Here is a 14,560-nt window from a genome sequence, read left to right as displayed (position 1 = left end):
TGGACAAGTCCTCAATGCAGGTTCGGTTGGGCGCCCTGGCCCTTTTCGTCGATCATGCGGCCAGTCATGAAGCGATCCAGCCGGTAGGCGGTTGCCGTCTCATGCAGGCGGTCTGTTTTCAGCAGATGGGCAAAGCAGTAGCCCGCAGCTGGCGTGGCCTTGAAGCCGCCGTAGCACCAGCCCCCGTTGAAATAGAGGCCGTCGATATGGGTCTTGTCGATGAAGGGAGAGCCGTCCATCGACATATCCATGATGCCGCCCCAGCTGCGCAGGAGACGCGCGCGACCAAGAGCCGGGATCAGGGACATGCCGCTTTCCACCACATCCTCGACCACTGGCAAATTCCCACGTTGTGCGTAGGAGTTATACATGTCGATATCGCCGCCAAAGACGAGCCCGCCCTTGTCTGACTGGCTGCAATAAAAATGCCCGGCGCCATAGGTGATCACCCCAGGAATGAAGGGCTTCAGCCCCTCGGAGACGAAGGCCTGCAGAACATGGCTCTCGATGGGCAGGCGCATCCCGGCGAGGGCCATGACCCGGCTGGAATTGCCAGCAACCGAAACGCCCACCTTTCGCGCGCCAATGTAGCCGCGAGAGGTTTCGACACCGCGCACCTTGCCTCCGTCGATACGCAGGCCCGTGACCTCGCAATTTTGAATGATATCGACGCCGCGCTGATCCGCGCCCCGGGCATAGCCCCAGGCCACCGCATCGTGGCGCACCGTTCCGCCGCGCCGGTGCAGCAACCCGCCCTTGATCGGGAAGCGGGCATCGTCGAAGTTCAGGAAGGGATACATGGCGCGCACACCGGCGGTATCCAGCAGTTCCGCGTCCGAGCCGTTCAGGATCATCGCATTGCCGCGGCGCCGGGCTGCGTCGCGCTGCGCATCGCTGTGGATCAGGTTCAGGATCCCACGCTGGCTGACCATCGCATTGTAGTTCAGATCCTGCTCCAGGTTTTCCCAAAGCTTGAGCGAGAACTCGTAAAAAGGCTCATTGCCATCCAGCAGGTAGTTGGATCGGATGATGGTTGTATTGCGTCCGACGTTGCCGCCACCAATCCAGCCCTTTTCCAGCACCGCGATCCGCGCGCCGCCGAACTCCTTGGCGAGGTAATAGGCGGTGGCCAGACCATGGCCGCCGCCCCCGATGATGACGTAATCGTAGGCGGGCTGTGGCGCTGCATCGCGCCATTGCGGGCGCCAGCCTTTGTGCCCGCTCAGAGCTTCCTTGATCAGTCCAAACGCAGAGTATCGCATGGGGGCTCCTGTTTCTTGCCGCACCAGTTGCCGCGAATTCGGAGGATCTTGCCGATGCGCTTTCGGACAAGATTCAGGTCAGAATCGACATTCGGGGCCTGGGCCCCTCGCCAGTCTTTGCAATCTTCGATCCCGAGTGCTTGGAGGGGTCATCCTACAGGGCCGAAAGTGGCGACGATTCCGGAGCGGGTCCAGTCGGTATTGGCGGGCGAGGCGCATGAATTCCACCACGTGGAATACGGCTCTGGCGTCATGGATGCCGGTCTGGATTTACCCGATCATCGGTCCCGATTACCCACAAAAACGGTACCAAGATGACACTGAGCCAAAATCGAGAAGAGTTCCGCGCGTTGATAGCTGATGTCGATGATGTGGTTGTGGACCGCTTAATGGTCGGTGCCGTTGATCTCCACGTGCATTCAGGACCCTCGATCATGGAACGCCAGATCGACCATATTCAGGCGGTCGAGCAAGCGGCGGCTGCCGGAATGCGTGGCATCCTGTTCAAGGACCACCATTACTCGGTTGCACCCTTTCTGCCGATGATGAAGCGTCTGGTCGGGGATCTGGGCGTAGCGATGTATGGCGGGTTGGTTCTGAACAACACGACCGGGGGATTCGACCCGCATGTGGTTGATTCCCAGTTGAAACATGGCGGTACGATGATTTGGATGCCGACGGCGCAATCGGCCAATCATATCCGTTCGTCCTTTCGGAAATCGCGATTGGCGATGAATGTGAAGCTCAAGCCTCCACGGCTTTTGACCGTCGTGGACGATCGGGGGGCGATCATTGATCCGGTCAAAGAGATATTGGATTCAATTGCCGAGTTCGATGCGGTTCTGTCCTCAGGGCATCTTCACGTCTGGGAGATATGGAAGCTGTTCGAGGAAGCCAAAACGCGTGGGGTGAAGAAACTGATCGTCAATCACCCAATGTACGGGCTTCACTTTACCTACGACGACATTCGCGAGATCGCCGAATTTGGTGCGCTGGTTGAGCAATCTGCCTGCCTGTATGTTGATAGCCGCTTTAACGTGTTCGAACCGCATCTTCTGGCTGAGCACATCCGCGCTGCCGGTGTCGAACATTCTTCGATCGGATCAGATTTGGGTCAGATCGACAATCCAACTCCGGTCGAAGGAATGCGACAGGCGATCAAGCTGTGCCTCGTCAGCGGCTTCAGCGAGGATGAAATTCGCCTGCTGGTGCGGGATAACGCGTCGCGTCTTGTTGGTCTGCCGCTGGCCTCCGACGTGTGAAAGGGCAGGATATGACCTATGTTAAGGGCGGATTTCGTCAGAGGTTTCTACACGAAACCAATCTGACCGGGAGTTTTCTGAAGATTGCGCATACCATGCCTGCGGAAATCCTCGGGGTGGTCGGTTATGACTTTGTAGTGGTCGACGAGGAGCACGCTCCGATTTCTCGTGAGGCCACGGATCGGATCGTTCTGGCCTGCAAGGCGGCAGATATCGGCTGTCTCGTTCGGGTAAAGAGCGCCGAACCGGCGGACATCCTGTCGGCTTTGGATTGCGGTGCAGACGGGATTCTTGTTCCGCATGTTGACACAGCACAGAAAGCCAGGGCGATCGTCTCCGCCGCGCGCTATCGCGGCGGATCGCGGGGCTATTCGCCGACGACGCGTGCGGGTCGATTTGGGGAGGTCACGCTCGCCGAGCATGTTGAAAAGGAAGACAACAGGGGCCTGGTCATCGCGATGATCGAGGATCCTTTGGCGGTCGAGCAGATTGACGCGATAGTGACGACCGATGGGCTGGATGGTGTGTTTATCGGGCGCGGCGATCTGACCGTTGCCTATGGCGAAACAAAGCCCGGGTCAGAGCCTGTATTGCGGGCGACAAAAACCATCTGCGCAACGGCGCGGGCGCACGGGGTGGCGATCTGCGCCATGGCGGGTTCGGCCAAGGATGCCGGATGGCTCTGCGAACTGGGAGCGACCGCCTTCGTGCTCGCGTCGGATCAGACGTTCATCCGTGATGCGGCCCGCGCGCGGCTTGCCGAGCTTCGCAATGCCCTTCCCGCAGTACAGGAGTGACTGATGGCCTATGACAAGACAGACCCGCGGTCGGCGCTGCGCACAAAAGCCGCGGCCAAGCCCAGAACGGGGCTAGTAGCGATTCCGCAGATTGGTGAGTTCGACAAGATCGACCCCGCTGTTCGCAGCAGCGACGGCCTGACATGGTGCCTGAGAGGCCAGAACCTCGTTGTCATGCGCACCGAAGCGGAACCGGGAGGCAGTTTTACCAGACAAAATCAGTGCGACGAATACGTTGTCCTGCTGCCGGAGAACGGCGCGACGATCACTGTCGGCGGCAATTCCTGCGACGTGCCTGGGAACTCCATTGCCTTCGTGCCACCCGGCGACAGCGCAGTGATCCTTCCAAAAGGGGGGCGTTTTTTCCGGCTGTTCACCAGCCGATCAAAGGATCTGGTGGCGCTTTGCACGAATGGTGACGCGTATCAATCGCTGCGCAGTCATATTCCGCCCTTGCAAGACTGGCCTAAGCCCACCGATGGGTGGCTACTCCGGCATTACTCGTTGGATGTCCCGCCAGAGCCGGGTCGATTTGGCCGGATTTTTCGATGCACCACCTTCATGGTGAATGTGCTTGATCCTTATGACGGGCCACGCGACACAACCAAAATGTCGCCACATCATCATGATGATTTCGAACAATGCTCACTGGTGCTTGAGGGCGCTTATTCGCATCATTTGCGCTGGCCCTGGACCACGGATATGGCGGATTGGCGCCCTGATCAGGAGGTCAAAGTGGGCGCCCCGTCGGTGACCGTTATTCCTCCGCCCGTCATCCATACCAGTCGGGCGACGGGTGCTGACAGAAACGCAATGGTTGATGTCTTCTGTCCCCCGCGTGAGGATTTCAGTCTGAAACCCGGTTGGGTGTTGAATGCGGCTGACTATCCGATGGCGGGCTGACCGGATCGGAAAAGTCTTTGAAGGAAATGGCGATGAACGAACGAGTTGGCGTTGTTGGGCTTGGCAAGATGGGCGCGGCACTTGCGGCAAGATTGGCTGAACAGGGCTGTTCAGTTTCGGGCTGGACGCGGAGCGGGGTGGACGTGGATTGGGCGGGTGCAAGGGGCATTGGTGCCCCTGCCATATTGGACGATCTGGTTGCGGAGGTCGATATTGTCCTATTGTCGCTGTTTGATGACGGGGCGGTCGCGGCAGTGCTGGACCGGCTGATAACCTGTGATTTGCGTGGCAAGCTGGTTGTCGACACCAGCACGGTTAATCCGGCCACGCTGAAAGGATATGCCGACAGGATCACGGCTGCCGGAGCTGGGGTTCTTGACGCGCCTGTTTCGGGCTGGCCCAAGGTTGTCTCGATGGGACAGGCAGGCGTCTTTATCGGCGGTGAGCCTGTTGATGTGGCCCGCTTCGTGCCGGTAGCCGAACTCTTTGCAAACCGGGTTTTTCACGTCGGCCCGTTGGGCCAGGGGTTGGCGACAAAAATCGTCAATAACATCATGCTGGCCAGCTATTGGCAGTCGCTGCGCGAAGCGCTCGGTGTAGGGCGCAGCCTCGGCCTGCCGGGTGAGTTGATGTTGGACATTCTGATAAGCGGCCCTGCAGCAAATGGTGCTCTTTCCGGGAAGTCCGAGATTATTTTGGGCAAGGAGAGCCCGGCGAGCTTTACAGTCGCCGGCATTGCCAAGGACCTAGGGGTGTTTTGCGAGGTGGCAGCCCAAGGCGGAGTCGCGACGCCAGCCTTGCAGGCTGCGCTTGAAAGCTTCACCCAGTTTCGGGATGCCGGGTATGCAGATCGCGATTTCGCGGCCATGCCGGGTGCAATTCTGAAGGATGGCAATGATGTTCTTTGAACCGTCAAAAGGGCACGGCTTGCCACATAACCCTATCTCTGCCTGCGTTGCGCCACGGCCAATTGGCTGGATTTCGACTGTGAGTGCCGATGGCATCCATAACCTTGCGCCGTTCAGTTACTTTAATCTCGTGCATAATTTTCCGCCCACCGTCATGTTCTCGTGCAATGGGTTGAAGCCGGACGGCACGCCCAAGGACAGTTGGGTCAACGCTGAGAATACGGGTGAATTCGTCTACAATGTCGCCACCTATGATCTGCGCGAGGAGGTCAACCTGTCCTCGACTGCTTGGGGCAGCGAGGTTAGCGAGATCGACGAGGTCGGGCTAGCTTCGGTCCCGTCTAGGCTGGTCCAACCGTTGCGGGTTGCGGCTTCTCCCATTCAGTTTGAGTGCAAGACCATCGAGGTGCTGCATTTGCCAACTGAACGTCCTGAGAACCCCAATACGATCGTGTTTGGCCATGTGGTTGGTGTTCATATTGACGATGCCTGCCTCACCGACGGGATGGTGGACTACAACAAGGTCAGGCACATCAGTCGCCTGGGCTATCTGGATTTCGCCGAAATGGGGCCGCGATTTCAGTTGCCTCGGGTCTACGTCAAGAAAGAACAGGATTGAGATGATCAGGTACGATGCGCTGCGGCGGCTGACCGGCGATCTTTATGATTGGTCATTAAAGAAGATCCCCGAGGACACGAAAGCACGGCTTGCCGAAGCCTATGCCGAGGAAACCGGTGAGAACGCTAAGAAGGTGCTGAACTTCATGATCCGCAGTTCGGAGCTGGCCGAAGAACACGACCGGTTTTTGTGCTCGGATGCGGGTGTGCCGGTCTATTCTGTTAAGATCGGCAGTCAGGCACGGTTCGAAGGGGATGTGAAATCTGCCTTCGTCGATGGTTTTGGCGATCTTGTTGAGCGCATCGATCCGCCGCTTTTGAAATTTGTTCAGAACCCTCTGACAAACGAACGCTCCTATCAGGGCAAGGATATGCCCATCATCAACTGGGATATCGTCGATGGCGCGGATTACATTGACATCACATGTTCACCCAAGGCGCTCGGCTCAGGTCGTTGGGCGGCGCTGGAGATCTTTGTTTATCCTAGACTGGCCGATATTGAGGAGTTCATCCTCAAGACGGTGATTAAGGCCGGCTCGCAGCATTGCCCGCCCGTCATGATTGGCGTCGGTATTGGCGGGTCTTTCGATCAGGCTGCAAAAATCGCAAAGAATGCGACCTTGCGACCGATGGGTACGACAAACCCCGAGCCGATCCTGGCAGATATGGAAAAGCGTTTGCTCAAGGCAATCAACAAGCTGGGTTTCGGTCCAATGGGGCAGGGCGGCGATACGACAGCACTGGGCATCCATATCGATTATTCCGCCGGTCATGGGTTTACGCCAGTGGCAGTGTGCTTCAACTGCTGGATCAACCGGAGAACCCGCGCGCGCCTCTATAACTCAGGCAAAATCGAGCGGATCGAATGACCAATACGCAATCCCAGAGCCACGATTTGACCTTGCCGCTGCAACAGGATTGTCTGGACAGGCTTAGGATCGGTGACCTTGTCTATCTCACAGGGGATATCGTTGTAACCGTTGGTCTGCCGACGCATAAGCGGATGAAGGACTATCTGCAATCGGGGGTTGAGCTGCCGATAGACCTCAAAGACGGTATGTTGTGTCAGGTCGGTGCTTATATCGAAGAGAGTGGATCCGACAAAACATGTCGCTACATCAACCCGTCAACCAGCACGCGATTTGAGCCCCATCTGCCAGCGATCATTCGCGCCAGTGGGGTAAAGGCGATCGGTGGAAAAGGCGGTGTCGGTCCGCAGACGGTAGAGGCAATGCGCGAGATGCGCTGTGTTTATCTGTCATTTGTGGGTGGGGCCAGCGCATTGACGTCAGAGGCGGTCGAAGATGTAATCGACGTGGCGTGGACAGATCTCATCCTGCAATTTCGGCTGACGCGCTTGCGCGTGAAGCAATTGGGCCCCTTGACCGTTGGTGTCGATGTGCGTGGCAATTCTCTCTATTCCGAGTTGCAGGCCCAAGCGGATTCCCGCTTCGAGGCGCTGATGAAAGAGTTGAACGAAACCCGAGCACGTTGACACAGCTCTCAGGTCAGATCGCGGACATTGCTGGCGATCTGTTTGGCCGCATCCTGTAGCGGGCGCAGAAAGTCGCGAACGGCATCCGCGCGCCGGACGGCCGAGCGGAAATAGGTAATACCCAAAGTCCCCAGTACGCGGCCTTCGCCAAGGATCGGAACCGCGATCGTGTTGGAGCTTTCGTTGCCGGCGGCGCGCAGCCGCTCCGCAAATCCCTGCTGCTTGATGAGGGCCAGTCGCCCTTGCAGCCCGGTTTCTGTGTCGCCTGATTGCGGCGTCTCACTCCTGCCGCGTTCGAATATCGATTTCAACAAAATGCGCTGCTCGTCCTCGGGACAGAAAGCCAGATAGGCAAGTCCCAGCCCATGAAGATCCAATGACAGGCGCATATTCACCGTTGCGTGAAACGGTGAAATCGGGCTGTCGGGAATGGTTGAGAACCGAACCACGACATCGCCCTGATCTGGAATGGCGATTGAGACCGGCCAAGTAACCTGCTTTGTCAGGGCAATGGCATAGGCTCGCCCGGCTTCGACAACCAGCGGGTCATTGTGAAACCCGGCACTAAGCGACATGACCTTTGAGGTCAGAACATAGCCCGACTGGCGTTCATCTCTGCTCACATAACCGATGTGTTCCAGCGTCTGGAGCAACCGCACGATTGTCGGCTTTGCGAGTTTGGTGCGGAGATGCAGTTGAGCAACCGTGGAGCTTTTGACGCGGTTCATTTCCTCAAGCACCGCCATCGCCCGCTCGACGGATCTGACCGGAGTATACCGTACCAACAACCTGCTCCCTTATGCGATGTCCGGAACGCTTACCATATTGTTCCACACAGTGGAACATCCCTGCGCAATCGTTGAGAGGTCGCAGGCAAGACCTGACAGTAAATCACAGGTTAACTCAGACGCTCGTCCAGGTTTTCGACCAAGAGTTTTCAATGGGGCAAAGGCCAGGGCGACTGAGTTCTAACCAGAACAAAGGGCGGAAACCGGACCGCGTAACCGACTAGGAAGTGTGAGAAATAGAAATGACCAAAACGCTTAGAATAATGGGTCCGCTTTTGGCGATGTGCCTGGGCGGTGCCGCCGCGGCGGAAGAGACCAAGCTGCCCGATACGTTGTCGTGGACAGCCTATAATGTCGGAAGCTCGGGCTATAGCCAGTCGGTTGCTATCGGCAAGGCGCTCCAGGACGAATACGGCGTTACGCTGCGCGTTGTTCCGGCTAAAAATGACGTCTCTCGCGTTGTGCCAGTGGTGAGCGGTCAGATCGATTTTGCCGCTGCCGGATCTGGCGTGTTCTATGCAGCTGAGGGCGTCCTCGGGTGGGCGAAACCGGAACTGGGGCCACAACCCCTGCAAATGGTGATGAGCGCATCCGGCAACAACTGTCTCGCGCTTGGAACTGCGGCAGACGCGAATATCGTGACTGCGGCAGATCTCAAGGGCAAGCGGTTGCCTTGGGTTGTCGGTTCACCCGCGCTACAGACCAATGTGACGGCCTTTCTCGCATATGGCGGATTGACTTGGGACGATGTCACCAAAGTCGAGGTAAGCGGGTTTGACGCGGCATGGAAAGCAATCCTGAATGATCAGGCCGACGCGATGACTTCATTTACCACAGGCGGCGGCACCGAAGTTGACGCGTCTCCGCGGGGTTTGCGCTGGCTTGAAACTCCACATGATGAAACCGCAAATTGGGCGAGAATGCAGGCCGTGGCCCCTCATATGGCCAAACGGATCGCAACGGCCGGTACCAACATCTCGGATGCTAACCCGTTGCAATGCAGCGGCTTTCCCTATCCAATTCTCGTGACCGCGCCGGATCGCGATGCTGAGCTTGTGATGAACATGGCAAAGGGCATCGACGAGCAGTTCGAGAGATTTGTCGCCGCCGAGCCCTCCGCCAGTGGCTGGGCCAAGGATCGGCAGAATTTCCAATGGGTCTTGCCGTATCATGAAGGAGCGGTTGCGTATTGGAAGTCGGTTGGCCTGTGGTCTGACGAAAATGAAGCGCACAACCGGTATCTTCGGAGCCGGCAGGCTGTGATCGCAAATGCGTGGCAAGACCTGGAAGACAAAAGCGCCGATGACTTCCAGAAGCGCTGGATGGCCGCGCGTGCAGATGCGCTGCGAGCGGCAAATATGCCGACAGTTTGGGATAACTGATCCATGAGTACGAAGATGGACGACCTAGAAGCGTCGGTCAGCCGTTTCCGACCTGTCGGCAATGCCTGGCTCTGGTTGCTGCGGGCAAGCACCTGCGCCGTAGTGTTTCTTTCGATCAATCAGGCCTTCAATCTGCATTTCTTTGTGGGCCATACACTTCTTGCAAATCAGTATATGTATCTGCTTTTGCTTTTGATCATCCCGTCCGTCTTCATCATCTTGCCCATTGGCAAGGCTGCGACCGGCACCAGGGTGCCGTTTTACGATATCGTCCTGGCGGTCCTGACCGGATCTGTGCTGTGCTGGTTTATCGCAAACTCGCTCAACATGATGCAAAATGGCTGGGAGCTCGCGGCACCCGCGCGCGCCACCTATATTTCGATGGCACTCTGGGTCCTGATCTTTGAGGCCTCGCGCCGCGCCGGCGGCACGGCACTCGCCGTTATTGTGGGCGTCGTGTCCCTCTATCCATTGTTTGCCGATGCCATGCCCGGCCCCATTCGCGGGTTTTCCTACCCGCTGGAGACTGCGGCGGGTTACCATGCCATGAGCAACGAGAGCATTGTGGGCATCCCGATGCGGGCGTTCGCAAATCTGGTCATCGGGTTTCTGATCTTTGGTGCAGCGCTACAGCATACCGGGGCCGGCACATTCTTCATTAATCTTGCCTTTGCTCTGCTGGGACATATTCGTGGCGGGCCAGCGAAGGTTGCGATTGTAGCAAGCGGCCTGATGGGCTCGATGAGCGGCTCGGTTGTGACCAATGTCATGACTACCGGTGTGATGACCATCCCTGCGATGCGACGTATCAAGCTAAAGGCACCCTTTGCCGCCGGGGTCGAGGCCTGCGCTTCAACGGGTGGTGTGCTGATGCCGCCAGTTATGGGCGCCACAGCCTTCATCATGGCCAATTTTCTCGAGGTCTCTTACGCCAGTGTTGCAATGGCCGCGATTATCCCGTCGTTCTTATATTTCTTCGGGCTTTTCATCCAGATCGACGCGCGCGCGGCGCGCGAAGGTATCAAGGGGCTTGAGGCCGCGGAATTGCCATCGGTGCGACAGACGCTGAAAGAAGGGTGGTTCTATATCTTTGCCTTCGCTCTCCTTGTTTATCTGCTGCTTTTCCTTCGCCGCGAAATGCTGGCGCCGTTCTATGCAACTCCAGTGCTGCTGATCATCAATCAGCTGTTCTCAAAGAACACGCGCTGGGGACGTGACGAGCTGCTTGCCTTTGTTGACACGCTGACGAAGCTTTTTGCCGAACTCGTTAGCGTATTGGCGGGGATTGGTTTGATTGTGGGTGCCCTCTCGATGACCGGGCTTGCCGGAACGTTGGTGAATGACCTGCTGTCGATCGCTGGCGGCTCGCCTATGGTGCTTTTGATCATCGGGGCGATGACCAGCTTTGTGCTTGGTATCGGTATGACGGTGACGGCGGCCTACATCTTTCTCGCGATTATTCTTGCTCCCGCACTGGTTGCGACCGGAATGAATGCAATGGCCGTCCATATGTTCATTTTTTACTGGGGTATGCTGTCGTTCATCACGCCGCCTGTTGCGCTGGGGGCGTTTGCCGCCGCCTCGGTCGCAAAGGCACCGCCAATGGCCACGGGAGTTGAGGCGATGAGACTTGGCAGCGTCATCTACTTCATCCCCTTCTTCTTCGTGCTGGATCCGGCGTTAATTCTGGTCGGCAGCCCGGGTGAAATCGTGATCGCACTTAGCATCGCGGTCTTGGGTGTGATGTGCTTTGCCAGCGGTATGCAGGGCTATCTGGCGGGTGTTGGTCGTCTGAAGCTACACGACCGGCTGCTGCTCATTGCGGGTGCGATCATCATGCCGCTCCCCGGGCACACGGTCATCCCGCTTGAAAAGCATGAAATCCTGGGTTTGGCGGGGCTTGTGATCATCCCGGTGGTGGCCTCTGCCTTTCTGCGGGAGCGGCGGCTTGGCAAGATCGAGCTAAGCCATGATTGATGCTTTCCCAAAACTGGCCGCCGGACCGGAAACCATTCTGATCCCGGGGCCGTCGATCCTTCCCGATGCCGTGCGCACGGCGATCCAGCGCCCCTCCATCGACATCTATTCCGGGCCGCTTCTCGACGTGACGGCCCGGTGCGAGGCAGGCTTGCAGAAAGCATTCGGCACATCGCAGCGGGTCTTTCTCTATGCGGCCAACGGTCATGGCGTCTGGGATGCGGCGCTTTGCAATACGTTGTCGCGCGGAGATCGAATTCTGGTCTTGGAATCCGGCCGGTTCGCGCTTGGCTGGGGAGACATGGCAGAGGCGATGGGATTACAGATCGAGATCCTGCCGGGCGACTGGCACCGACCCATCGACACCGACGCGCTGATACGGCGATTGACAGAAGACAGCGCGAACGAGATTGCCGCCATCCTCTGTGTTCAGGTCGATACCGCCTCAGGCGTCTGCAACAAGATCGGTGCCATCCGGCAGGCCATAGACGTCACTGGTCATTCTGCTCTGCTGATGGTGGATGCCATCGCGTCGCTGGGCACCATGCCATTTGCTTTCGACGAATGGCAACTGGATGTTGCGGTATCAGCGTCACAGAAAGGTCTGATGTGTCCAGCGGGACTGGGTTTCGTGGTGGCAGGACCGCGTGCATTGGCGGCCCATGCCTCAGCGGGTCTGCGGTCCCGCTACTGGGATTGGACCGCGCGAATGACGGGTGATCACTACTCTAAATACTGTGGCACGCCGCCCGAACAGCTCTTGTTCGGGCTCGCGGCAGCACTAGACATGATGGAGCGGGAGGGGCTCGGCGCGGTCTTTGCACGTCACGCAGCGCTTAGAGATGCGACAGTGGCCGCAATTGGCCAATGGGCGGCGGCGGGCGCGATGGTGAATATTATGGACCCGTCTGCTCGCGCGCCATCGGTATCGGTGCTGAACTTTGCCGACACACACGCGCATAGGATCATCGCTTTCTGCAAGCAACATTGCGGTGTTACGCTGGGCCGGGGCCTGGGCGACTGGGCCAACAAGTCGATACGGATCGGGCATATGGGGCACATCAATGCACCGACCATTCTGGGGGCGATATCAAGCATTGATTTGGCTCTGAAGGTGCTCGGCATACAGGCCGATGCAGGCGGAGCAGGGGCGGCGATAGAGGCCTTGGCCAATCTGGAAGAATCCCGCCCATGACCGACCAAGCACCCTGCATAATCTGTGTGGCAATTACCGGGTCACTGCCCCGCAAGTCGGACAATCCGGCGGTTCCAATTTCAGTTGATGAACAGATCGAAAGCACCCAGGCCGCGTTTGAGGCCGGTGCCGCGATTGCGCATTGTCATGTTCGGAACCAGGACGAAACACCCAGTTCGGATCCTGAGAAATTCGCGCGCCTGATGGAAGGAATCCGCAAGCACTGTGATGGCATGATCGTCCAGCTGTCCACAGGTGGCCGGTCCGGGTCTGGCCGGACGCGGGGCGGTATGCTGTCACTGCGGCCCGATATGGCGTCGCTTTCGGTCGGATCAAACAACTTCCCAACACGGGTCTACGAAAACCCGCCCGAGCTGGTTGATTGGCTGGCAAGCGAGATGGCGGCCTACGGTGTGATGCCGGAGATTGAAGCCTTTGATCTTAGCCATATCGTAAATGCGTGCACGATGGCGCAAGAGGGTAAGTTGCATGACCCGCCTTATGTGCAGTTTGTCATGGGGGTGCGCAATGCGATGCCCGCAGACAGAGCCATATTTGATATCTACCGGGCAACGCTGCAACGGCTGTCGCCGACATCGCCGTGGTGCGCTGCCGGCATTGGCGCTGCCCAGTTGGTTGTCAATGAATGGGCAATCTCGACAGGTGGACACACGCGAACGGGTCTTGAGGATAATGTCAGGCTCGACCGCAATACGCTGGCGCCGTCGAACGCTGCACTCGTGGAGCGTGTGACAGCGCTCTGCGAAAAATACGAGCGTCCTGTCGCGACCACAGATGAGGCACGCCGCATTCTGGGATTGCGGGCGTCGACGCCAGGGCCGCAGGTCAAGGAGACTGTGTGCTCAGGGGAACGGCTGGAAGTCGGCGGGTGACGCATGGCCAAGCTTGAGACCCGCATTGGAGATCTTTGCCTGAAGAACCCGGTGATCGCGGCGCCGGGAGAACATCTGATTGATATCGAGGGGGTCCGTGCTGCGATTGAAGCCGGCGCGGGTGCGGTGGTCGGCAAATCTATCAACGAGTCGCAAGCCGCCAGGCACCAGTTGCAGCAGGCTGAATACACTTTGCTGGATCGAGACTGGAACAAGGTGGATTGGTCCGAGGATGCTCCGCGCGGACTGACGGTGTTTACCCGATCTGGGCTACCGTCACTGACCTTTGACGCTTGGCTCTTGCAAGCTGTGAGTATGGACCGTCTGGCAGGTCAACACGACTGTCTGTTCGTACCGTCACTGGTCCTGGCCCAGCCAGCCGCAGCCCTGGACATGGCGCGCGCGATCCAGGCCGCCGGGCTGAAGCTGCTGGAACTGAACATCGGTACGCCCTACGCCAGCCAGGCGGCGCGCTGTGCTGTCAGCACGGAGCTGGTCCCCGAACGGGTGGCAGGGCTCACCGGAATGATGGTTGAAGCATTAGATATTCCGGTCTGGATCAAGATCTCAGGTCAAAGCGAACGCGTAGGCGACCTCGCTGAAGCAGCGTTTTCCGCAGGCGCCCAAAGCGTGGTTATGGCAGGCCGGTCGCTTGGGTTGGTGCCTGATCTTGAAACACAAAAACCTGTGCTGGACACAAGCTGCGGTATCGGGGGGTATTGGAACCTGCCGATCACTTGCCATTGGTTGGCAACAAGCCGACGACGTCTTGGTCCGGGCTGCCCATTGATTGGCACCAACGGCGCGACAAATGGTCGGGACGTTGCCCGGATGATGCTGGCTGGTAGCAGTGCCGTAGGGATATCCTCCGAGGTGATGCTGCGCGGCTGGAGGGTGATCACGGACGCGGTGGATGAACTGGAAGCCTATTGTGACAAAATGGGCATGTCTGCCGCCGATCTCATCGGTCGCGCCGCCGACGCACGGCGGACCTATACAGAACTGCCCACCGTCGGGGATCATTGGCGCGATTTTATCCCATCAACAGCGGATGCAGCGCCCGAGGGCTGAGGAATTGCG

Annotated in this window: 14 protein-coding genes; 12 read left to right on the top strand and 2 right to left on the bottom strand. The window is 58.2% G+C overall.

Features of this window, described 5'->3' with window-relative positions:
* Positions 1–11 precede the first annotated feature (11 nt).
* Positions 12–1,262, bottom strand: coding sequence for a sarcosine oxidase subunit beta family protein (locus VXL81_RS09570; RefSeq protein WP_416554003.1), 1,251 nt, complete (start codon positions 1,260–1,262; stop codon positions 12–14).
* A gap of 314 nt (positions 1,263–1,576) precedes the next feature.
* On the opposite strand from VXL81_RS09570, the gene VXL81_RS09565 reads away from it, so the two are divergent.
* From VXL81_RS09565 to VXL81_RS09535, 7 genes are read left to right on the top strand one after another with little or no spacing between them, the layout of a single operon-like run.
* A complete protein-coding gene (locus VXL81_RS09565; protein ID WP_416554001.1) occupies positions 1,577–2,524 on the top strand; it encodes a DUF6282 family protein in 948 nt (315 codons plus the stop codon).
* 11 nt (positions 2,525–2,535) lie between these two features.
* Positions 2,536–3,321 carry an HpcH/HpaI aldolase family protein gene (locus VXL81_RS09560; protein WP_416553999.1) on the top strand — a complete coding sequence of 262 codons (786 nt, stop codon included), beginning with the start codon at positions 2,536–2,538 and terminating at the stop codon, positions 3,319–3,321.
* A 3-nt stretch (positions 3,322–3,324) separates the two neighbouring features.
* Positions 3,325–4,224 carry a hypothetical protein gene (locus VXL81_RS09555; protein ID WP_416553997.1) on the top strand — a complete coding sequence of 300 codons (900 nt, stop codon included), beginning with the start codon at positions 3,325–3,327 and terminating at the stop codon, positions 4,222–4,224.
* Between the two features lie 26 nt (positions 4,225–4,250).
* Positions 4,251–5,132, top strand: coding sequence for an NAD(P)-dependent oxidoreductase (locus VXL81_RS09550; RefSeq protein ID WP_416553995.1), 882 nt, complete (start codon positions 4,251–4,253; stop codon positions 5,130–5,132).
* Positions 5,119–5,751 (top strand): flavin reductase family protein, encoded by a 633-nt coding sequence (locus VXL81_RS09545; protein WP_416538053.1) that lies wholly within the window; start codon positions 5,119–5,121, stop codon positions 5,749–5,751. Before VXL81_RS09550 ends, VXL81_RS09545 begins: the two co-directional genes overlap by 14 nt.
* 1 nt (position 5,752) lies before the next feature.
* The gene (locus VXL81_RS09540) at positions 5,753–6,619 is read left to right on the top strand and encodes a fumarate hydratase (protein ID WP_416535473.1); all 867 of its coding nucleotides are present in this window, start codon (positions 5,753–5,755) and stop codon (positions 6,617–6,619) included.
* Positions 6,616–7,245 carry a fumarate hydratase C-terminal domain-containing protein gene (locus VXL81_RS09535; RefSeq protein ID WP_416535472.1) on the top strand — a complete coding sequence of 210 codons (630 nt, stop codon included), beginning with the start codon at positions 6,616–6,618 and terminating at the stop codon, positions 7,243–7,245. Before VXL81_RS09540 ends, VXL81_RS09535 begins: the two co-directional genes overlap by 4 nt.
* A gap of 8 nt (positions 7,246–7,253) precedes the next feature.
* Here VXL81_RS09535 and VXL81_RS09530 read toward each other — a convergent pair whose 3' ends face one another.
* Positions 7,254–8,030 (bottom strand): DNA-binding transcriptional regulator, encoded by a 777-nt coding sequence (locus VXL81_RS09530; RefSeq protein WP_416553993.1) that lies wholly within the window; start codon positions 8,028–8,030, stop codon positions 7,254–7,256.
* 245 nt (positions 8,031–8,275) lie between these two features.
* On the opposite strand from VXL81_RS09530, the gene VXL81_RS09525 reads away from it, so the two are divergent.
* Genes VXL81_RS09525 through VXL81_RS09505 form a run of 5 tightly spaced genes read left to right on the top strand, consistent with a single transcriptional unit; the run spans position 8,276 to position 14,551 of the window.
* Complete coding sequence (locus tag VXL81_RS09525) at positions 8,276–9,415, top strand: TAXI family TRAP transporter solute-binding subunit (RefSeq protein ID WP_416553991.1); 1,140 nt, start codon at positions 8,276–8,278, stop codon at positions 9,413–9,415.
* A 3-nt stretch (positions 9,416–9,418) separates the two neighbouring features.
* Positions 9,419–11,392 (top strand): TRAP transporter permease, encoded by a 1,974-nt coding sequence (locus VXL81_RS09520; protein WP_416553989.1) that lies wholly within the window; start codon positions 9,419–9,421, stop codon positions 11,390–11,392.
* Positions 11,385–12,587, top strand: a complete 1,203-nt coding sequence (locus VXL81_RS09515) for a pyridoxal-phosphate-dependent aminotransferase family protein (protein ID WP_416553987.1) — start codon at positions 11,385–11,387, stop codon at positions 12,585–12,587. The genes VXL81_RS09520 and VXL81_RS09515 overlap by 8 nt, the downstream gene beginning before the upstream one ends.
* Positions 12,584–13,480, top strand: coding sequence for a 3-keto-5-aminohexanoate cleavage protein (locus VXL81_RS09510; protein ID WP_416535467.1), 897 nt, complete (start codon positions 12,584–12,586; stop codon positions 13,478–13,480). Before VXL81_RS09515 ends, VXL81_RS09510 begins: the two co-directional genes overlap by 4 nt.
* A gap of 3 nt (positions 13,481–13,483) precedes the next feature.
* Positions 13,484–14,551, top strand: a complete 1,068-nt coding sequence (locus VXL81_RS09505; RefSeq protein ID WP_416553985.1) for a dihydroorotate dehydrogenase — start codon at positions 13,484–13,486, stop codon at positions 14,549–14,551.
* The last annotated feature ends 9 nt before the right edge of the window (positions 14,552–14,560 follow it).

Source organism: Phaeobacter sp. JH204B, assembly GCF_048055755.1.
GTDB classification, from domain to species: Bacteria; Pseudomonadota; Alphaproteobacteria; order Rhodobacterales; family Rhodobacteraceae; genus Phaeobacter; species Phaeobacter bryozoorum.
The sequence above is the reverse complement of the archived record's forward strand: the minus strand, read 5'-3'. Positions and strand labels throughout refer to the sequence as shown.